Annotated in this window: 25 protein-coding genes; 9 read left to right on the top strand and 16 right to left on the bottom strand. The window is 42.9% G+C overall.

Going from position 1 to position 20,641, the window contains the following annotated elements; genetic code table 11:
* Positions 1-2: 2 nt before the first annotated feature.
* The gene (locus G5B30_RS05755; RefSeq protein ID WP_165319015.1) at positions 3-905 is read right to left on the bottom strand and encodes a DUF72 domain-containing protein; all 903 of its coding nucleotides are present in this window, start codon (positions 903-905) and stop codon (positions 3-5) included.
* Between the two features lie 25 nt (positions 906-930).
* A complete protein-coding gene (locus G5B30_RS05760) occupies positions 931-2,556 on the bottom strand; it encodes an ABC-F family ATP-binding cassette domain-containing protein (RefSeq protein WP_165319016.1) in 1,626 nt (541 codons plus the stop codon).
* 164 nt (positions 2,557-2,720) lie between these two features.
* On the opposite strand from G5B30_RS05760, the gene G5B30_RS05765 reads away from it, so the two are divergent.
* Positions 2,721-3,248: a lipocalin-like domain-containing protein gene (locus tag G5B30_RS05765; protein ID WP_165319017.1), complete on the top strand. Its 528-nt coding sequence runs from the start codon at positions 2,721-2,723 to the stop codon at positions 3,246-3,248.
* A gap of 2 nt (positions 3,249-3,250) precedes the next feature.
* Here G5B30_RS05765 and lysS read toward each other — a convergent pair whose 3' ends face one another.
* Positions 3,251-4,957: a lysine--tRNA ligase gene (gene lysS / locus G5B30_RS05770; RefSeq protein WP_165319018.1), complete on the bottom strand. Its 1,707-nt coding sequence runs from the start codon at positions 4,955-4,957 to the stop codon at positions 3,251-3,253.
* 130 nt (positions 4,958-5,087) lie between these two features.
* On the opposite strand from lysS, the gene G5B30_RS05775 reads away from it, so the two are divergent.
* From G5B30_RS05775 to G5B30_RS05800, 6 genes are all read left to right on the top strand, one after another.
* Complete coding sequence (locus tag G5B30_RS05775) at positions 5,088-5,336, top strand: type B 50S ribosomal protein L31 (RefSeq protein ID WP_066753631.1); 249 nt, start codon at positions 5,088-5,090, stop codon at positions 5,334-5,336.
* Positions 5,337-5,511: 175 nt separating this feature from the next.
* The gene (locus tag G5B30_RS05780; protein WP_165319019.1) at positions 5,512-5,955 is read left to right on the top strand and encodes a GNAT family N-acetyltransferase; all 444 of its coding nucleotides are present in this window, start codon (positions 5,512-5,514) and stop codon (positions 5,953-5,955) included.
* Positions 5,956-6,006: 51 nt separating this feature from the next.
* A complete protein-coding gene (gene tpiA / locus G5B30_RS05785; protein WP_165319020.1) occupies positions 6,007-6,777 on the top strand; it encodes a triose-phosphate isomerase in 771 nt (256 codons plus the stop codon).
* 2 nt (positions 6,778-6,779) lie between these two features.
* Entirely contained in the window at positions 6,780-7,619 is an 840-nt protein-coding gene (gene prmA, locus G5B30_RS05790; RefSeq protein ID WP_165319021.1) for a 50S ribosomal protein L11 methyltransferase, read from the top strand.
* A 3-nt stretch (positions 7,620-7,622) separates the two neighbouring features.
* Positions 7,623-8,996 carry a Mur ligase family protein gene (locus tag G5B30_RS05795; protein ID WP_165319022.1) on the top strand — a complete coding sequence of 458 codons (1,374 nt, stop codon included), beginning with the start codon at positions 7,623-7,625 and terminating at the stop codon, positions 8,994-8,996.
* A 65-nt stretch (positions 8,997-9,061) separates the two neighbouring features.
* On the top strand, positions 9,062-9,391 hold the full coding sequence (locus G5B30_RS05800; protein ID WP_165319023.1) for a helix-turn-helix domain-containing protein: 330 nt from the start codon (positions 9,062-9,064) through the stop codon (positions 9,389-9,391).
* Between the two features lie 94 nt (positions 9,392-9,485).
* On the opposite strand, the gene G5B30_RS05805 is transcribed toward G5B30_RS05800, so the two are convergent.
* The 8 genes from G5B30_RS05805 to G5B30_RS05840 all read right to left on the bottom strand — a co-directional run bounded on the left by G5B30_RS05805 (position 9,486) and on the right by G5B30_RS05840 (position 14,283).
* A complete protein-coding gene (locus tag G5B30_RS05805; protein ID WP_165319024.1) occupies positions 9,486-9,650 on the bottom strand; it encodes a hypothetical protein in 165 nt (54 codons plus the stop codon).
* Positions 9,651-9,768: 118 nt separating this feature from the next.
* Complete coding sequence (scpB, locus tag G5B30_RS05810) at positions 9,769-10,329, bottom strand: SMC-Scp complex subunit ScpB (protein ID WP_165319025.1); 561 nt, start codon at positions 10,327-10,329, stop codon at positions 9,769-9,771.
* Positions 10,330-10,335: 6 nt separating this feature from the next.
* Positions 10,336-11,460, bottom strand: a complete 1,125-nt coding sequence (locus G5B30_RS05815; protein ID WP_165319026.1) for a CofH family radical SAM protein — start codon at positions 11,458-11,460, stop codon at positions 10,336-10,338.
* A 21-nt stretch (positions 11,461-11,481) separates the two neighbouring features.
* Positions 11,482-12,249 carry a sulfite exporter TauE/SafE family protein gene (locus G5B30_RS05820; protein WP_165319027.1) on the bottom strand — a complete coding sequence of 256 codons (768 nt, stop codon included), beginning with the start codon at positions 12,247-12,249 and terminating at the stop codon, positions 11,482-11,484.
* A gap of 8 nt (positions 12,250-12,257) precedes the next feature.
* The gene (locus G5B30_RS05825) at positions 12,258-12,704 is read right to left on the bottom strand and encodes a c-type cytochrome (RefSeq protein WP_240903112.1); all 447 of its coding nucleotides are present in this window, start codon (positions 12,702-12,704) and stop codon (positions 12,258-12,260) included.
* Between the two features lie 7 nt (positions 12,705-12,711).
* Entirely contained in the window at positions 12,712-13,350 is a 639-nt protein-coding gene (locus tag G5B30_RS05830) for an SCO family protein (protein WP_165319028.1), read from the bottom strand.
* A gap of 12 nt (positions 13,351-13,362) precedes the next feature.
* On the bottom strand, positions 13,363-13,767 hold the full coding sequence (locus tag G5B30_RS05835; RefSeq protein ID WP_240903113.1) for a transposase: 405 nt from the start codon (positions 13,765-13,767) through the stop codon (positions 13,363-13,365).
* A 9-nt stretch (positions 13,768-13,776) separates the two neighbouring features.
* Positions 13,777-14,283, bottom strand: coding sequence for a DUF4442 domain-containing protein (locus tag G5B30_RS05840; protein ID WP_165319029.1), 507 nt, complete (start codon positions 14,281-14,283; stop codon positions 13,777-13,779).
* A gap of 104 nt (positions 14,284-14,387) precedes the next feature.
* Between G5B30_RS05840 and G5B30_RS05845 the strand changes: the two genes are divergently transcribed.
* Positions 14,388-15,608: an MFS transporter gene (locus tag G5B30_RS05845; protein ID WP_165319030.1), complete on the top strand. Its 1,221-nt coding sequence runs from the start codon at positions 14,388-14,390 to the stop codon at positions 15,606-15,608.
* A 224-nt stretch (positions 15,609-15,832) separates the two neighbouring features.
* On the opposite strand, the gene G5B30_RS05850 is transcribed toward G5B30_RS05845, so the two are convergent.
* Positions 15,833-16,729, bottom strand: a complete 897-nt coding sequence (locus G5B30_RS05850) for a LysM peptidoglycan-binding domain-containing protein (protein ID WP_165319031.1) — start codon at positions 16,727-16,729, stop codon at positions 15,833-15,835.
* 9 nt (positions 16,730-16,738) lie between these two features.
* Positions 16,739-17,494, bottom strand: a complete 756-nt coding sequence (locus G5B30_RS05855; protein WP_165319032.1) for a hypothetical protein — start codon at positions 17,492-17,494, stop codon at positions 16,739-16,741.
* 12 nt (positions 17,495-17,506) lie between these two features.
* Here G5B30_RS05855 and G5B30_RS05860 point away from each other — a divergent pair, with 12 nt between their 5' ends.
* Positions 17,507-18,853: an NfeD family protein gene (locus G5B30_RS05860; RefSeq protein WP_165319033.1), complete on the top strand. Its 1,347-nt coding sequence runs from the start codon at positions 17,507-17,509 to the stop codon at positions 18,851-18,853.
* A gap of 61 nt (positions 18,854-18,914) precedes the next feature.
* Here the strand turns inward: G5B30_RS05860 and G5B30_RS17455 are convergent, their stop codons facing one another.
* Genes G5B30_RS17455 through G5B30_RS05870 form a run of 3 tightly spaced genes read right to left on the bottom strand, consistent with a single transcriptional unit; the run spans position 18,915 to position 20,634 of the window.
* Positions 18,915-19,043, bottom strand: a complete 129-nt coding sequence (locus tag G5B30_RS17455) for a hypothetical protein (RefSeq protein ID WP_262886587.1) — start codon at positions 19,041-19,043, stop codon at positions 18,915-18,917.
* 51 nt (positions 19,044-19,094) lie between these two features.
* Entirely contained in the window at positions 19,095-20,153 is a 1,059-nt protein-coding gene (locus G5B30_RS05865) for an EamA family transporter (RefSeq protein WP_165319034.1), read from the bottom strand.
* A complete protein-coding gene (locus tag G5B30_RS05870) occupies positions 20,140-20,634 on the bottom strand; it encodes an Lrp/AsnC family transcriptional regulator (protein WP_165319035.1) in 495 nt (164 codons plus the stop codon). Before G5B30_RS05870 ends, G5B30_RS05865 begins: the two co-directional genes overlap by 14 nt.
* Between the last annotated feature and the right edge of the window lie 7 nt (positions 20,635-20,641).

Consider the following 20,641-nt stretch of genomic DNA (forward strand, 5'->3'; position numbering starts at 1 on the left):
TTTCAAGATCCAAACAAACCACCTATTTTCCCCGAATCTGGTTTCTGAGGTATAAATAGATCTGTGCCTATCGCTTTATTTAGCCGTTCGATAAAATGTGCAGCAAGGAGGGGCGACTCGACTTCGACATTCTGATGGATAAAGAAATACAGCTGTTGCAGACCCACTTCTTTCCACTCGACAATCCGCTCGATCCAATCTTCCAGCCGCGTATAATCTGTGGGGTGATTGGCACCGACATACCGTACAAAAGCCGTGGGTGTTGTCAGACGCATGTGCATCATATCCCGCCGTCCGGCAGTGTCCACCAGCACATTTGTTTTATTCGTGTCTTCCAACAGCCGATAGTATTTTTCTGCAATCTCTTTATTGGAAAACCATTCTTCATTGCGTACCTCTACGGCAAGCGGATAGCCTTTGGGAAAATGTGTTAAAAAATCCGCCAGACGATCAAAGTAATTGGGTTTGAAGTTGTCGATCATCTGTAGGAATGCCATACCCAGCTGCTCCTCGAAAAGAACGGTGGCATCGACGAATGCATGGACCTTTTCGTCGGTATTCAGCAGTCGGCTATAGTGGCTGATAGACTGGGGTATTTTGGGAAAGAACTTGAAGTCGGCAGGTGTTTTCGATTTCCACGTTTCCACCTGTTGCTTGGAGGGTGAATTGTAAAAAGTGGCGTTGAGCTCAATGGCATTAAACTGCCTGGAATAGTAGCTCAATTCGTCTTTAGTACCTCTTGGGTAAAAACCTTTGAGATCAGTTTTGTTCCACTTGGCGCAACCCACATAGACCTCCATAGACTTATTGTTCTTTTTGCTGCGCAATAATGCTAAGGTCTCCGGTGCTGTTGGCGGAATGCGAAAATCGATTGTTGACGGATCGTCTACTTTTCCAAACTTCATGGTATTACTTTTTTAATCTCCTTTTTTACTTGTACATTTCTTCCCGTTGTGCCTGTACCACTTCTGAGTTGATATACTCGTCGTACGTCATGAGCTTATCGATGATACCGTTTGGAGTCAGCTCGATGATACGGTTGGCTACAGTCTCGGTCAGCTCGTGGTCACGTGAGGTGAACAGGATAGAACCACGAAAGTCTTTCATACCGTTGTTTAGTGCGGTGATCGACTCCAGATCCAAGTGATTGGTCGGCTCATCAAAGATCAAAAAGTTGGCGCCTTGCAACATCATTTTCGAAAACATACAGCGCATCTTCTCTCCACCGGAGAGTACAGACACTTTTTTCATCACTTCATCGCCGGAGAACAACATTTTCCCGAGGAAGCCGCGGATAAACTGCTCATCGGCTTCAGGCTTGGAGGTATAGTTGCGCAACCAATCGATTAAATTTTCGTTGTTACCGTCAAAATATGAAGCGTTTTCGATAGGCATGTCCGTCGGAGTGATGGTAATCCCCCATTTGTAATCCCCCGAAAAATTGGTGTCACGTCCCGTGATGATATCGTAAAATGCAGAGGTGATCAGATTGCTTTGTCCCAGGACGGCAATCTTGTCTCCTTTATTGATCATGAAGGATATATCCTTAAAATATACCTCGCCATTCACCGTTTTGCTCAACCCTTCGACTTGCAAAATCTGGTCGCCCGGTTCTCTGTCCATCTGATTGAACATGATGGCCGGATATTTCCGGTTGGAAGGCTTGATCTCATCGATATTGATTTTGTCCAACGCTTTTTTACGTGAAGTCGCCTGTTTGGACTTGGAAGCATTGGCTGAGAAACGACGGATAAACTCCTGCAGTTCCTTGATTTTGTCTTCCATCTTCTTATTTTGGTCTGTACGTTGTTTTAACGCCAGTTGAGACGACTCATACCAGAACGAATAGTTACCTGTATAGATGGACATCTTGCCAAAATCGATGTCGACAATATGTGTACATACGGCATCGAGGAAGTGACGGTCGTGCGATACGACCAATACAATGGCTTCATAACTGGCAAGGAAATCTTCCAGCCACGCGATGGTGTTGATGTCCAAATCGTTGGTCGGCTCATCGAGGATAAGGATATCGGGGTTGCCAAAAAGAGCCTGCGCTAACAACACGCGGACTTTTTCGTTACCATCCAGCTCTTGAACCAACTTGTAATGTGAATCTTCTTTGATACCGAGGTTGCTTAGTAAGGTCGCAGCGTTGCTCTCAGCGTTCCATCCATCCATTTCGGCAAATAAGCTTTCCAGTTCGCCGGCCCGTTCACCATCTGCATCCGAAAAATCTTCCTTCATGTAGATGGCATCTTTTTCCTTCATGACCTTATAGAGTTCTTGGTTGCCCATCATCACGGTTTCGATAACCGTAAATTCGTCGAATTCGTAGTGATTTTGCTTCAGTACTGACATCCGCTCGCCCGGCGTGAAGGCGACAGACCCAGTAGTGGGATCAATATCTCCCGAAACGATTTTTAAAAAGGTAGACTTACCTGCACCATTGGCGCCGATAATACCATAACAATTGCCTGGAGTAAATTTTAAATTGACGTCTTCGAATAGGACACGTTTGCCAAAACGAAGGGATAGATTGGATACATTAATCATGGCGCAAAGATACGGTTTATTGTCGAAAATGAGAATTGGGGAACAAGACTGCCATGCTTATAAGCTTGACGGCAAAATGACATTAAGTTGAAACGAAGACAGACTATTTTTAAATTTCTGTCGTTATACTTGTAAAATAAACCTGGAAAAAATTAAGTACTGAAATGGGCTTACTTCAAAAGGAATTATTTGGTGCCTGGCGATTACTTTCCTATATCGAAATTCCGATAAATGGAGGGGATTCGTACTTTCCCTATGGGAAATCACCGAAAGGTATTTTATTGTATAATCCCGAGGGATTTATGTCTTTACATATTTCGGCGTCGGAAGAAATCCAACTGCTGACGGAAGGCCACCAGTTGGATCGGGATGAAAATACGCGACGGGGAACACCGGCTTTTGTAGCGTTTAGCGGTGCATATACGGTGGATAGTAAATTGGCTTGTGTCAACTATTTTATCGAAACAGCATTATACCCCGCTTGGGAGGGGACAAAGCAAGTCCGGAAGCTCTCTTTCGAGGGGAATACGCTCTATCAGAAAACGATGGAGCCTGTGATGTCGGAAGGGGAGATGGTGCATGCACACATGACTTGGGAACGTGTAGATCAGGAACAGGGAGAGGAGATCCTGTTAACGAAAATAGGACACGACCTTTCGTTGTCGTATCCTGCTTTCCTGAAGGAAGAGTAAAACTACTTCTTCATGATAAATTTTTGATCTCCTTCGACAATAATATGGATGAGATCTTTTTGCCGCAGGCCTTTTGTTGCTGTATCCCATTTTTTGCCACTCAGGCCGGTACTGTCTTTTATAGCCGTCAGAGAATTTTGTTCTTCGGTCAGCTGTCCTAAGATCAGTTTCTCATCGTCCGTTAATTCTATTGCATTTTCTTTTTTCTCCGGCCGCATCTGCGGGAAGAATAACACTTCTTGGATGGATGCATTGTTGGTCAGGAACATAATCAACCGATCCATGCCGATACCCAATCCGGAGGTCGGTGGCATGCCGTATTCCAACGCGCGCAAGAAGTCCTGATCGATAAACATGGCTTCATCATCGCCTTTTTCGGAGAGACGCAGCTGATCTTCAAAACGCTCACGCTGATCGATGGGATCATTGAGCTCTGAATAGGCGTTGGCAACTTCTTTGCCACAGACCATCAGTTCAAAACGCTCGGTCAGTTCGGGGTTGCTCCGATGTTTTTTAGTCAAAGGCGACATCTCAATCGGGTAGTCGGTAATAAAAGTAGGCTGAATGAAGTTGCCTTCACATTTTTCACTAAAAATCTCGTCGATGAGTTTGCCTTTTCCCATGGTATCGTTGACGTCTATACCCATGCCTTTGGCAGCAAGTCGAATTTCTTCCTCTGATTTTCCCGAAATGTCGAAGCCTGTAAACTGCTTAATGGCTTCTGTCATTGAAATGCGCGGATAGGGGGCCTTAAAGTCTATCTTATGCTCGCCGAATACCGCTTGGGTAGTACCGTTTACAGCGAGGGCACAATGTTCCAACAGGTGCTCGGTAAACTCCATCATCCAATTGTAGTCTTTATACGCCACGTAGATTTCCATGGCGGTAAACTCGGGATTGTGGGTGCGGTCCATTCCTTCATTACGGAAGTTTTTGGAAAACTCATACACACCATCAAAACCACCGACGATCAAACGCTTCAGATAAAGCTCGTTGGCAATCCGTAAATATAGGGGAATATCCAGTGCATTGTGATGCGTCATGAAAGGGCGTGCTGCTGCACCGCCGGGAATAGCTTGCAATACGGGTGTCTCGACCTCCATGTAACCTGCGTTGTTGAAAAACTCACGCATAGCATTGAAGAGCTTTGTCCGTTTGACGAATATCTCTTTGTTGCGGGAATTGACAATGAGGTCGACATAGCGCATTCTGTAACGTTGCTCCGGATCGGTGAACGCATCGAAGGTCTTGCCGTCAGCTTCTTTGACGACAGGCAAGGGGCGCAAGGATTTGGCCAGTACGGTTAGTGTATTGGCGTGAATAGAGATCTCACCGGTCTGCGTCGTGAAGACATAGCCGTCTATGCCGACAATATCGCCGATATCTAATAGCTTTTTGAATATGGTATTGTATAAAGTCTTGTCTTCACCGGGACATAGGTCGTCTCGTTTGATATACACCTGTATACGTCCGGTCGAGTCCTGTAATTCGATGAAAGACGCATTGCCCATGATACGCCTGCTCATAATACGTCCGGCAATACGAATGGCTTTATAGTTTAGCTTGTCTCTTTCGTAATGTTCTAATATGTCGGCAGCCGTGACGTTGACCTCAAATTCGTCGGCAGGGTAAGGGTTGACGCCCAGATCAATGATGTGCTGAAGATTTTGTCTGCGTTGTTGTTCCTGTTCGGATAATACGATACTCATATTGTATATTGATGAATCAAAGTGCAAACTTAAAAAAAAAAGAGGAAAAGTGTAGGGAATGTTTTGGAATATAGCTTTAATAAATTAACTTTGCACCTCGATTGTTGAATATATAGTAATCATAGATAAAATGAAAAAAGATTTGCATCCATCAAACTACAGATTAGTCGTATTTAAGGATATGTCCAATGACTATGCTTTTTTGACAAAATCATGTGTAGACACGAAAGAAACAACGACTTGGGAAGATGGTAATGAATATCCATTGGTAAAACTGGAAATTTCACATACATCGCACCCATTCTATACCGGTAAGATGAAGTTGGTCGATACTGCTGGACGTATCGATAAATTCCGTAGCCGTTATAACAAGAAATAAGACGATAAAAAAAATTATTGTTGAAAGATATCCCGATAACCAGTTTATCGGGATTTTTTGTGGATAGCGTTTTTATTTTATATTTGCTCTTGTATAGAAGATGTTAGTATTTAGATTTTAGCCTGCCTGCGGTAGGCAGGTATTTAGATATTGGATATTTTCTTGTATTGTCGTTATGTATATAAGCGAAATTACAGCCTATACGCCCAAGGTGAAAGAAGCGGTTGACCTCTTTTTAAAACAGCTGGTCAGTCGGGATATCGCCCTCACAGGCACCTTCCTGAAGGAATTAATCGGCTCGCCAAACAGCCGTCTATTTTGTGCTGTAGATACGGGAGGACATTATGTGGGTATGGTTACAGTGGGGACCTACCTGTCGCCAACGGGCAGAAAGGCCTGGATAGAGGATGTGGTGGTCACGGAGGCGAGCCGAGGGCAGGGAATAGGCGAAGCATTAACAAAATACGCTATAGATTTTGCCCGGAAGCAAGGAATACAGGCGCTCATGCTTACGTCAAACCCGACCCGGGTTGCGGCAAATCGTCTGTATCAAAAGTTAGGATTTGAGCGACGGGAAACAAACGTATACCGAATGACTTTTGAGGGGAAGGAAAACTAAACACAAATTAATTGTATTGAGAAACTAAATTTTAAAACATAAATAGTAATCATGAGCCGTAAAAATATTGTAGCAGGCAACTGGAAAATGAATTTGAATTATGAAGAAGGGGTAAGCCTTTTTTCGGAGATTGTGAATATGGTAAACGATGAGGTCGTCGGTAACCAGGAGGTTGTCGTGTGTAGCCCATTTATCCATTTGAACAGTATCACTAAGCTAAGCACAGGTAATAAGGTGTCTGTAGGCGCCCAGAATATACATCAGGCAGCGTCGGGTGCATATACAGGAGAAATCTCTGCCGCACAGGTAAAATCGGTAGGTGCAACGTATGTGATCCTGGGACATTCTGAACGTCGTGCTTATTTTGGGGAGACTGACGAGCTGCTGGCGCAGAAAGTAGACGCTGCATTGGAGCATCAATTGAAACCTATATTCTGTATCGGTGAGACGAAAGAAGAGCGGGAGTCGGGTAGCTTCTTTGCCGTGCTTCAGGCACAGTTGGAAAAAGGTCTGTTTCACTTGGATGCAGCCGAGTTTGCACAGGTTGTATTAGCGTATGAACCGGTGTGGGCCATCGGCACAGGACTTACGGCATCTCCGGAACAAGCGCAGGAGGTACATGCATTTATCCGTGCGACGCTCGCGAAGCACTACGGTGAGGATGTCGCGGAAAGCACAACCATACTCTACGGTGGAAGCTGTAATCCATCCAATGCAAGTACGTTGTTTGCGCAAAAGGATATCGATGGTGGTTTGATCGGCGGCGCTTCGTTGAAATCGCGTGATTTTGTCGATATCGTCAAAGCCTTTAATCAAGCATAAGTATGAAATACTCAGCTGTACATTTTCATACGACAGCTATCGAGGAATGGCAAAAGGATCTTTTAGTGGCTGAACTAGCGCATATAGGTTTTGATACATTTGAAGATACAGAACATGGTTTCGATGCCTATATTCCTTCGGCTAATCTAGATTGGTCTGCGCTGGAGACCGTGTTATTGGCACAGGTGAAAGGCTATCACGTGGAGTATAAGATAGAGGATATCGACGAACAGAACTGGAATGCGTTATGGGAAAGTAACTTCAATCCGATTTTGGTCGACGATACCTGCTATGTGCGAGCAACATTTCATGAACGTAAACCCGAGTATCCTTATGAAATTGTCATCGATCCCAAGATGTCTTTCGGGACGGGGCATCATCAGACGACATCCATGATGTTGTCTTTTATTTTGGAGAATAATTTTCAGGATAAGCGGGTCTTGGATATGGGGTGTGGTACAGGCATATTGGCGATACTGGCCAGTATGCGTGGTGCAGTATCGGTGTTGGCAGTGGATAATGATTCGATATGTGTGGAAAGTGTACAGGAGAACAAGCATCGCAATGCCATTTCTAATATCGAGGAAAAATTGGGCTCCAAAGAAGTCTTGGTGGGGGGACGTTTCGATTCTATTCTGGCAAACATTAACCGGAATATTTTGTTAGACCAAATGGAAACCTATGCAGACTGTCTATCGGGTGGGGGTGAACTGTACATGAGTGGATTTTATGTGGAGCAGGATTTGGATATATTGCGAACAGAATGTGAGCGTGTTGGATTTAGGTATATTGAAAATAAGGTGTTGGACGGTTGGTGTGCGGCAAAGTTTATTAAAGCATAGTAAATGAAAGTTCATTTTATTGCGATAGGTGGTAGTGTGATGAGTAATCTGGCGATCAATTTGGCAAAATTGGGACATCAGGTTACCGGATCGGATGATCAGGTCGTCGAACCGTCGAAGACTAAACTTCAGGAGGCCGGACTGCTACCTGATCCCATCGGTTGGTATCCCGACAAGGTGACTGATGATCTCGATGCTGTCATACTGGGCAAGCATGCCGAAGCAGATAATCCCGAACTGTTAAAAGCCCAGGAGCTGGGGGTCAAGATTTATTCCTTTCCTGAATTTATCTACGAGCAGAGTATTGATAAAATACGGGTCGTGATTGCTGGTACCTATGGGAAGACCACAATCGTTAGCATGATCATGCATGTTCTTAAAAAGCTCGGTCGGGAGTTTGATTATCTGATAGGCTCCAAGCTGGAAGGGTTTGATTCTTTAATTAAACTGACTTCCCGTGCACCCATTATGTTGATCGAGGGAGATGAGTTCTACGCCTCGTCGATAGATAGGCATGCTAAATTCCATTATTATCATCCCAATATCGCATTGATCAGTAATATTCAGTGGGACAACTTTAAAATGGTCATCTCCGAAAAAGAATACCATAAGCAGTTTGAGCGCTTTATTGATACCGTCGTTCCGAAGGGTACGTTGATTTATAATAAAGATGACCAGAATGTCGTAGCCATTGTGGAACAGACAAAGGACTGTAAAATCAACAGGCACGGGTATAAGATGCCACAGTATACCATCAATAAGGGGGTGACGTATATTCATGTCGGCGACGAAGAGGTGCCGCTCCGCATCATCGGAAAACATAACTTATCTAATATCGCTGGCGCGTATACCGTATGCGAATGGTTAGGCGTTAAGCGGAATGATTTTTATGAAGCCATTAGTGATTTTAAGAGTTCCATCCGATATTTGGAGTTTGTAGCGAGTGCCAATGGAAGTGTGGTGTATCAGGACTTTGCACATACACCTTCCAAGTTGAAAGCGAGTATACGTGCGGTCAAAGAACAGTTTCCGACATCAAGCCTGCTCACGATTATAGAGCTTAATCCCTACGAAGTTGTTGAAGAAGAGTTTGTCTCCCGGTATCAGGATAGTATGAATGAATCCGATTGGGCGGTCGTTTTTATGAATAAAAACAGCATCAAGGAAAGAAATATTTCATTGGATCATGTCATTGCTCAGGTGAAGCAGATTTTCAATCATTCGAATATGATGGTTTTGACCGAGATAGATACCTTATATCATTTTTTAGAAAACTTTGATAGTACAGGATTCAATATGCTTTTTATGAGCTCGAATCATTATAGTGAGCTGAATATGCTCACTTTTGCAGACAAATTTTTGCAAGAATATATATAAAATAGCTTAAAAATTTGTTGAAATATTTTTTTTAATTTACTTTTGAAGTAAACAAAAGTTTACCCATGAACGCTTTAGGAAAAAAAATTAGATTATTGAGACACCAAAAAGGTTGGAGTCAAGAAGATGTGGCGAAGCGATTGGATATATCCATTCCTGCATTTTCAAAAATTGAAACAGGTATTACAGATGTAAATCTTTCGAGGTTAAACCAAATTTCAAAATTATTTGGTTTGTCTTTAGTGCAGCTGATGTCTACAACGGATAGTGAAGAGGAGAAAGAAAAAGCTGATGAGCTTGCCGAAATGGCCAAGAGACTGCAATCCCGTGATGCAGAAGTTATCGACTTGCAGAAGAAAGTTATCGATTTGTACGAACAGTTGCACAAAAGATAACACTGCGAAAAAACAACATCAATGTAAAGTACCTCAAGAAGTCTGTCTGAAATGTTTTATTAAAACTTTTGGACAGACCTCTTTGTGCTAAATTTTAGAAATCATCATCGTCGTCGTCGTCATCAAAATCATCAAAACCGTCAAGAGAATCAATTTCTAAATCGAAATCATCATTAAAATCATCATCTGCATCATCCTCAGGGCCGTTGAAATTGATTAATTTTTCATCAATTTCCAACTTTTCAATTGTGGCATCCATTATAATTTCCTTTTCTTTCTATTGTTAATACCTACGTAAAATTAGACAAGAAAATCAATACACAAAACTTTTTTTTAAAATTATTGCTTTGTATCTCAATGAGTTGTGGACAGTTGTCCTATTCTATATTTTCTCCTATCGTATTTTCTTCGTTGATAATGTCTTTGAGCTGAGGCAGATCTTTGACACTATTGATGCCGAAATGATTCATAAACTGTTCGCTCGTGGCATATAGCAGGGGTTTACCTATTGTCTCGGCTTTCCCCACAATCTTAATCAGGTTTTTTTCCAGAAGACGTTGGATGGAGTAATCGCAGTTGACACCTCGTATTTGCTCGACTTCGAGCTTGGTAATGGGCTGGCGATAGGCGATAATGGACAGTGTTTCCAGTGCAGACTGACTTAGTTTCCTTTTGTCCTTGTGGGCCTGCAATTGTCTTACCGCTTCATGATATGTTTCTTTCGTCAGGAACTGATATTTATTGTTGAACTGAGTCAGCGCAAATACCATATCCTCGCTTGCATATTTCGCGTCGATTTTGGCAACGAAGGAAAGGACTTCTTCTTTGTTGATGTGGATAAGTAGTGCATCCTGAAGTACCTGCTTGATTTCTATCGCTGAAATACCGTCTTCGGATGCAAAAATCAGGGCTTCAATATTGAGCTGGATATCTTTCATCTCACACTAATAGTTGATAACTTGTTCGATCATACTCTCGGGTGTTTCTCTAAACTGATACGTCTGTGTACGTAATTGCGGTTCGAACCCAGCCTCTTGTATCGCATCCTGTATAGACTTGGACGTGAACCGATGTGGAGCACCTGCTGCGGAGACCACATTTTCTTCGATCATGATGGACCCGAAATCATTTGCGCCGCTATGTAGACAGAGTTGCGCAACCGCCTTTCCAACGGTGAGCCATGAAGCTTGAATGTTTTTGACATTGGGCAACATGATGCGGCTTAAGGCAATCATCCGGATATATTCATCTCCTGTGACCGTGTTGGAAATGCCACGTAAACGCTTGAGCAAAGTGCCATCATCTTGAAAAGGCCAAGGAATGAAGGCAATAAATCCATAGTGGTCTACAGGTTTCTCACTTTGCACTTCTCTGATCCATACCAAATGCTCGAAGCGTTCTTCGATGGTTTCGATATGTCCAAACATCATCGTAGCGGAGGTAGGTAAGTTGATTTTATGGGCTGCCCGCATGATGTCAAGCCATTCCTGTCCGCCACATTTGCCCTTGGAGATCAACCGCCGGACGCGGTCGTTGAGTATTTCGGCACCAGCACCGGGTAGGGAGTCCATTCCGGCTTCCTTTAGCGTGCGAAGTACATCGATATGAGTCATCCCCTCCAGCTTAGCGATGTGTGCAACTTCGGGAGGGCCTAAAGCATGTAGCTTTAATGTGGGATACAGCTCTTTTAGCTGTTTAAAGAGATTGGCATAGAAAGAAATACCTAAGTCGGGGTGATGCCCACCTTGCAACAACAATTGATCGCCGCCATAGGCGAAAGTTTCCTCTATCTTTTTTTTATAAGTGTCAATGTCGGTGATATAGCTTTCTTCATGCCCCGGACGTCGGAAGAAATTGCAGAACTTACAATTGGCGATACATACGTTCGTGGTATTGACATTCCGATCGATCTGCCAGGTTACTTTTCCGTGGGGCACCTGAATCTTGCGAAGTTCGTTGGCTACATAAGCTAGATCTGCTGTAGCAGCATGGTGATATAGGAAAATGCCTTCTTCTCTCGACAGGAAGTCAAAATTTAGCGCGCGTTCCAATAAAGCATGAGTATCCATTAGGACAAAGATACGTAATTACTAAAAGAAGAACATCAATATCGAAGATATTATCACCAATATCTGAATGATCCGTTTGAAATTTTGCTCGGGAAGTTTTTTAATGACTTTTATGCCGGTGATACCTCCGAGGATAATAAAAGGAATGGCCATAAGATTCAACAGCAGACCTGCCCAGGTGACATTCTCCCAGATGAAGACCTGTAAAGGTATTTTGATATAATTCAATATCATGATAAACCATGCTCCCGTGGCGACGAAGGTAAACTTGTCCATCTTCCGGCTCAGGAGGTAAACAGAGAGTGCCGGGCCGGCTGCATTGCCGATCATGGTTGAAAACCCCATAATAAATCCGAAGATGGGTGCGTACCATTTGCCATTGGATAGCATTTCTCTATGACTGTCCTTTACCCCTTCCATCCAGAACATGATACCAATTCCAAAGAGAATGCAGGATGCCATGATGATTTTGAAAGCTTTATCATCAATAAATTTTCCGACAGCAAGGGCCAGCAACAGTCCCAAAAGAGCGATCGGAAGTAGCTTGAGAACTTCCTTCCAGATCAGTTGCTTGCGGTAATAGATCACACTCATCAAATCGGACATCGCTAATAGAATGAGTACAATACCGGTCGATTCTTTAGCGCCGAAAAGAAAAGCAAATAAGGGAATGGCCAGACTTCCTACATTTTGAATACCTGTCTTGGAGAGGCCCATCAAAAAAGCACAGAAGAAATAAAGTATCCACGCTATCGGAGAATGTAGTAAATGTAGTGCGTCGTGTAACATGAGGACCTTTACTTACAATGTGATAACGCCTTTTTTACGGCCTCGTGCGAGTAAATGCTGTCGGATTGGCCGAACGTGGTAGTAACATACGTTAGTACATAGGCAATATCCAAATCTGTCAACTTGTTGTTTCCGGGCATAGGCTGGTCATATTGCTGTCCGGATACTTCAATCTTTTCATGAAGTCCGTGACGTACAATACAGCTGAGTTTTTCTCTGTGGAGGGCAAAGAAATTATTGTCTGTCAACGGCGGGTAAAGTTTAGCCAACCCTTCGCCTTTGGCGCCATGACAATTCTGGCAATGGTTTCTGTATACCTTCTGGCCGTTGACTGCGTATTGTGCCATTTGTATGTCTACGTTGGATTGACAGGCAGAAAGATAGGACATCGCCCCGATGAGTAAGGCAATTGCGAACAGGCTGTATGCTTTTGGCTTTAGGCTGTAAGCGCTCATTGCTATATTATTTTTCTTTCAAAAGAACAGCAATGTCTTGCAGCAACTGCTGGATGTGTTCTTCATTCGTGCCGTCGTAGGTACCCCGGATATGTTTATTCGCATCGACCAATACCAAAAATCCCGAATGGTCATAGCCGCCGGGGGCATTTTCGTCTTCTGCCGTATAGATCAGATATTTGTCCGATATACCGTAGATATCCGCTTTGCTGCCCGTTACGAACTGCCATTGCTCGTTATCCACGCCAAGGTTGTTCGCATATTTTTTTAGAACTGCCGGTTGATCATACTTAAAGTCAATGCTATGGGACAAGAAGCTGATCCGTTCGTCGTTTTTATATTTTTTATACACTTCCAGTACATTGCGCTGCATCGTAGGGCAGATGCTGGGGCAGTGTGTGAAAAAGAAATTCGCCACGTAGATCTTGTTGTCGAAGAATTTGTCGGTAATCAACACACTATCCTGATTTAAAAACTGAAAACCCGGAATGGTGGGGTAGATAGTGTCCCGGACGGTTTGTCCATCGACGACTTTCTCCACAATATCAGGTTCGCCGATAATAGGTAGTTTTTGCTGTTCAGATTGGCAGGAAGCGAATACTAACCCGATCAGCACCACGAATGCAGCCCTACTTTTTTTTAACATAACGTGAAAGTGTTAGCGTGACGAGGATAGTTTTTTATAATGTTCGGAAGCAGCAACATCTTCAAATTGCTTCTTCATAGCTTTAACCTTGTCGACTTCTGCTTGTTGATAAGCCACATCGGTGCTATCTGCAACATATTCATGCATCCAGGTCATCATGTTATCCGTAGCTTGTTCCAAATCCTGCTTTAATTGTACCAACTCCTCATGTGTTGTCGTTGTATCACGGAGCATGGAGTCTATTTTTACCGTGGCCTGATCAAAACTGGCTATGTGTGGCATGATGTCATCATGTAGTGCAATGGCCTCCTGCGCCAATTGCTGGCCTTTAACAGCCTCTTTTGTTGCGGGAGATTGACATGCCACTGCTATCAAAAGCAAAGAAAGACTACCTGTATAAAATAACTTTTTCATCATATTCTTTATTTACGTTGTTACTGGAGCTAGTTTTTTCTTTCTATTCCGTAGGGAAAAAGTAAGATCCCGGATATAAATCTCGTTGTGTGACAGGGCACACAGTATACCATTCTTGTCAAAGATCTCTGTGATAAAGGTTTTGATTACTTTTCCTTCGTTCAGAATCGTCTGATAGGCTTCTTCAATATCTTTATCACTTAATCGTATGGAAAAATAGAGGTTGGTATGTCCGGGTTTAATGTAATCTATTTTTGCCGATTTTAACCAGGCTACGGTTTTTTTCATTCCCTTGGATTTGAAGATCTGATCCAATAGGATGGGATGAGCTGGATCGAGCGCGGAAAATATCGTGCCGCCGAAGACTGTTTTGTTGGCATTGATATTCAGGGAGCTTTTATGAATCTTAATATCCATTCCCTTAAAACCATCCAACACACGTTTGACCCATATTCGTTGAAAGAAAAAAGGAGGATAAAAACGAAGCGCCCATTTTAAGGCCGTAGGATTAAAATTCATGCCACAAAAGTACAATTTTATTGAAATTAAATGTCGAAAGATTTGTCAATATGTTGTATAAAATGAAAAACTAACTTAAATTGAGCCGATTTTTATTCAAAACCATGGAATCTAAACACTCGAACCGTGCGTGGTTATTGGTCTTTGTAGCCTCTTTAGGATATTTTGTCGATATCTACGATCTGATTATATTTTCAATTGTCCGCATACAATCTTTCCGCGACATTGGCGTACCGGAGGAACTTATGCGTGTAAAGGGTGAATATGTGCTGAATATGCAGATGGGCGGACTGCTGATAGGAGGGGTAATCTGGGGAATACTTGCCGATAAATTCGGGCGTCTGAAAGTGCTGTTCGGTTCTATTCTCTTATATTCCTTGGCTAATATATACAATGGTTTTGTACAAGATGTGACGATGTACGGTGTTATCCGCTTTATAGCCGGCATCGGGCTTGCCGGTGAACTGGGAGCAGGTATTACATTGGTTAGTGAGACAATGGGTAGAGGCAAAAGGGGATATGGAACCATGATTGTTGCCGGAGTGGGCGTGTTAGGAGCTATCTTGGCTTACTATATATCCGAATGGTTTGATTGGCGTACCGCGTATTTTGTAGGAGGAGCTATGGGCCTATTGCTCTTGTTACTCCGCATAGGTACCTTTGAGTCGAAATTGTTTCATCATGTCACACAACAACAGGTTTCCAAAGGTAGTCTCCGTCTGCTTTTTACCAGTAAAAAGAGAATATTACGCTATATCTATTGTTTGTGTATCGGGCTGCCCATCTGGTTTGTGGTCGGGGTTCTGGTGACACAAGCACCTGAAATCGGCAGGGCCCTGGGCGCGGAAACCGTACTCAGTGCGGGCAAGGGGGTAATGTTTACCTATTTAGGTATTTCGTTGGGTGATTTTTTTGCGGGTCTCTTGGCGCAAGTGTTGAAGTCGCGAAAGAAAGTGGTGTTTCTCTGTCAGCTGATGATTGTTATCTCCTCGGTTTGGTACCTCAACAGTACAGGAATCACAGAAACGACGTTCAATTGGCTCGCGTTTTTTATGGGATTGGGTGTCGGATACTGGGCCACCTTTGTAACGATCGCGGCAGAACAGTTTGGTACGAACCTTCGGGCAACCGTAGCGACGACAGCGCCCAACTTTGTGCGCGGAGCGTTAATCCCGTCGACTTTGTTGTATGGTTACCTTGTTCAACAATGGGGGATTATAGAAGCCGCTTTGATTACACTTCTTTTGCTTACAGCTATCGCGGTGTTTGCACTCACGCAGTTGGAAGAAAGCTTTGACAGAGATTTGAATTATCTGGAAGAATAGAAAGAATTATTTGTTGGGGCATTTTTTGCAACGTTTGCCCTTTTTATATTTTTTACAGCATTTTTTCAGTACACAACACGAAAAGCAACCAAACGGATTAACTCCTTTTGGAAGTTCTTGCAACTCATCTACGCCGGGGCAGGACGACCACTCACTTTCCTTCATGGTCACAAAGATAGTTATTTAGAATTAATTCAAATAATAGTGGTGTAAAAATTAAATCACTATTCTTCCAAAGGAGCGCCATAATTGAGTTCGATCAAAAAACGCCGGTCGAGCAGTCCGAGAGTCGTGGCTACCGATTTTGATAGCACGACGATGGCATCATGTGTGTCTTGATTGTCGCCGAACTTGCCGACGACTTTCGCGAACGTCACGCTTTTATTCATCGGATTTGTAATTTTAAGAATGGTTCCTATGGGAGCCGTTTTGTGTAGGGCTAGGCTTGTTTGACCATCGCCTAAGCTATCCATCCAAGTGCCGATGCCACGTTCTTTCCGCTCACGGATACCATATCGATTGGGTTTAAAGTCAGAGAGGTCAATGGACTGATGTTCTTCAATGACCAAGGGTTCAGGCGTAGCGACTTGTTCTACTTCCTGTGGGCTATTATTTGGGATTTTAAGAATTTGACCTTCGCGGAGGTTGTCCGAAGTGAGGTTGTTCGTTTGTTTTATAGCATTTACCGATACATCAAACCGTCGGGAGATGGCAAATAGTGTTTCTTTTTTGCCGACAATATATTCCGTAAAGATATCCTGCTCCACTTGTGGTGTGCTTTGGTTTTCCTGGGGCGTATCGGGCGTCTCCGGAACAGTTAACATAACCGTAGCTACTTTGCCGCGAGGTATTCTGACCGTATCACCAATGCGCAGGTTTTTTTTATTGTTGGCCTGCATAATATCTTTGACCGGAACGCCGTACGTACGGCTAAGCTGATAATATGTTTCCTGAGGAGCCAATTTGTGGATGACAAAGCGATCGTTGTTTATGATTTCGTTGCCGATAGAGTCCGGCGACAATCCGTGTGTCCTATTGTTATCTGAAGCGAGTGAGGTAGCAGTGCCGGAAAAGATGATGCCAAGAACGAAGAAAGAAAAAAGTTGAATAAATTTAATCATAACATGCAATTATACTAAATACGTTATAATTTCCTGTTTAGTATTTGATAAAAAGAAAATATATCGTTCGACTTGGAAAAAGGGCTGAGGGATTAATCGGTTTAAATTTTCAAGAACTACTTTTGTGTCAAGTAGTTCATTTTTAGTGGATAATGATAGAATTAAGTTATATTTATTTGCTGCTGCAAGATGGTACGCCCAGATGTAAACGTCATCCATCGGGAGTAACCAGACCTGGTCAACAAAAGGTATTTCACGTATAAATGCGGGTAGGTTGGCGGTGTAAGCTATGGGATAGTGGATATGGGAAACGGGATAGCTATAGTCGTTCCTTTTGCTTTGTGTAATCTGTCCGGTAGCGATATCAATCTGGAAAACTAATCCACCCGGGATAGAGCGGTGTCTGGCTAAAAGTATGCCTTGATATACTTCCTGCAAGACATACTCCATGGCTGTTACGATCGTTCGGTTTGTTGGATAATGTATAATACAGATACCCGCTTCGATAGGCGAAGAAGCTCCAAATCGCTTTAGGACCAAGAATTCGCCTTGGATAGCTTCCAAAGTCCATTCCTTTTCTTTGGTCGTCACTTCATCATCGCGTATATTGCCATCAAAGTCCAACACGGAAAAATGAGGAATAGTCGTTTCAGGGTCGCGATATTCAATAGCCATACGATTATGCGCACAATCCACTTCTATTTTCCAGATCGGAAAAGGAAAACTTTTCTCAAATGCTTTATTAATCGTATATTTATTCACCATAGCGGATTAGAAATGACTTTATACAAAATTACAAAAACCATTTTATTTTTAGCTCTTGTCATTTTTGCTGGAGAAACGGTTTACGCGCAGCGTATTTATAAAACAGAATTAAAGGAAGATGTGGGCCCCAATGCGTGGCGTGTGCTAAAGAATTCGTACAAAGCTGCCCAAGAGGATAAGGCCGATTATTTTTTCGTCGAGATGAATACTTTTGGCGGGGCCGTTAATTTTGCGGATTCGATTCGCACATTGTTATTGAATGCGGAGATGAAAACGATCGTGTATATCAATAATAATGCGGCTTCTGCGGGAACGTTGATTTCGTTAGCATCGGATTATATTTATATGCATGCAGGATCGTCCATCGGAGCCGCTAGTGTAGTCAATCAGTCGGGAGAAATTATGCCGGAGAAGTACCAGTCGTACATGAGAGGGCTCATGCGGGCGACTGCGGAAGCAAAAGGGCGTGATCCTAAAATGGCTGAGGCTTTTGTTGATCCATCGGTCTCGCTTCCGGCTTATAAAGAAGAGGGGAAGGTATTGACATTTACGGCTTCGGAAGCGGTAAGGGCAAATTTGGCTAAAGCAGAGGTGAAAAGTGAAAGTGAGATATTTGCCGATCTTCAGTTGTTGACACCGACTGTTGTGAAACATGAACTGACATGGGTTGACCATATCATTGCCTTGCTCATCAATCCTATGGTCAGCGGTTTGCTTATTATGGGCATTTTGGGTGGTATTTATTTTGAGTTGCAAACACCGGGTATCGGGTTTGCGCTTGTTGTAGCCCTTGTATCGGCAGCGTTGTTTTTTGCACCCTTGTATTTGCAAGGGTTGGCAGACAATTGGGAAATTTTATTATTTGTCATCGGTGTTTTATTGCTCGCTGCCGAGATTTTTGTGATACCAGGTTTCGGCGTTGCAGGTATACTGGGAATCATATTTGTGCTATGTGGACTGTCATTTTCGATGTTGGCAAATGATTATTTTGATTTTAAACTATCTAAACCGGGCTTATTGATGAATTCCTTTTTAATCGTTATCGGTGCTATGGTGTTGTCCATTGTCCTGATGGTTGTGTTTGGCCGAAATCTAATGCGTTCATCCGCATTCAAAAGATTGGTATTGCAGGATGAGCAACGCTCAGATACCGGCTATACTTCTTCTGTGCCAAAAATTAATCTGTTGAATAAGCAAGGAATTGCCAAGACAGTCTTGCGCCCGTCGGGTAAGATCGAAATTGATGGAGTATGGTATGATGCCGTAGCTTTAGATGGTTTTATCGATGCCGGGGAGCAAATTTATGTGGAGAAGCACGAAAATTATAATTTATTTGTGCGAAAGGTTAGTGACAATTAACCAACAGATAGTAACAGTGTCCGGTTACTGCTGTTGAAGGTGTAAATTTAAAATGGTATTGTTAGTCCTCGACTACCACCAAGTCGTCTCCATCATAAAGCCATTCAGCAATGTCCAGGATGAAGTCTAAATTTACAATTTCTAAATCTTTAATCATTGTATTTCTATTTATACCAAAGGTACACTTCATCTGTTATTTGCATATAAACAGGATGTTAAGTTTGTGTTAAGCACTATGGTGTTAACCGTCGAAACCCGCCACTTCATTAATGCGTGGAATGCTACTTTTTGGCGCCATGTGCTTCAGACGTTTCAATTTCTTTCTCGCACGGATGATGCGCATTGTTCTGGAATCTTTGTATAAATTCCAGTTCATAAGCAATACGGATAACAGAACGATGATGAGCCCGCCTATCTGAATGCCGGTAACCTGATGATCGGTAAAAAGGTGTGCGAGCAACAAGGCAACGATAGGATTGACATATGCATAGGTGCTTACTTCGGTGGCTGGGCGAACCTGCAACAACCAAATATAGCAACTGAATGCCAGGATAGATCCCATAATGACCAGATAAAACATCGCCGCCCAATCGAAAGCATACACTTCTTTGAATTCGAAATGATGATATTCGCCATTGAATAAGGCGATCAACGAAAAAGCTGTACCTGCGGTGACCATTTGCCAGGCCGTCTTGACGATTACATTCAAAGGTTTTCCCTTTTTTTGAACCGTGGACTTTCCTTTTTCCAGTGCATACTTCGCATAGAGAGAACCAAATGTCCAACCGATGGTGCCAATTGTTAATACGCTCATGGCAATAACTTTTTGCGTAGAAGGTGCCGTCGCCTCCGTCCCAAAAATTTGTTCGGAGAATAATAAGATGACGCCCGAGAATCCTAAAATTAATCCAGTCAAAGTAGGGACACTCGAAAAGTTTTCTTTCCATTTGCGCTTATCGAAGATGACAAACCATATAGCTGTTGCTGCGGAAAGTATAGACACGATTCCACTGGAAATATATTGTTCAGACCAGATGACAGCCGCCATATCTACGAATAGCAGAAGGAAACCAATAAACATGGCCTGACGAATTTCTCTTTTATTGAACAGCCGGTACCCTTTAAGGGCACAGTAGCCCATCAGGACTCCGCCAGCTATAATAAAACGAATAGAGCCGAGTACGAATGGAGGAAACGACCGTAATGCTTTTTCGATGAAAAAGAAAGTCGATCCCCATACGATATAGACCACGAGGTAGGCCAATAAAATGTGTATCAGTGCGGTTTTATTTTGAGGCATTTTGATCTTTCGTGGGTATAACTAACTTTTGTTCTTCTTTGACGGTTTCGAGGACAATCGTTGTACGTGTAGATAGGATACCTTCGATTTTCCCCAAGGTATTGCGCATAAGATCTACTAATCCCGCTGCATCACGGGTTCTTACTTTGATTAAGTACCCGTCATCGCCTGCGATATCATGCACCTCCTGTACCTCTGGAATATCAGCCAATAGATGACCGATACGTTGCTCACCTATAATATCTGATGTTTTAATAAAGATAAAAGACAATAGCGTCTGCTCCAATGCCTGTACATTGATCTTCGCATTGTACTGTAAGATCACTTCTTTTTGTTCGAGTTTTTTTACCCGTTCGAGGATGGCAGAAGGTGCCATGCGTAAGTCACGCGCAATATCGGCATTGTTCGTTCGGGCATTATTTTGCAGAATGCGCAGGATCTGATAATCGATATGATCTAAATTGATATCTATTTCTTTCATAATTCTG

It is taken from the genome of Sphingobacterium sp. SGG-5, from assembly GCF_011043525.1.
GTDB lineage: Bacteria > Bacteroidota > Bacteroidia > Sphingobacteriales > Sphingobacteriaceae > Sphingobacterium.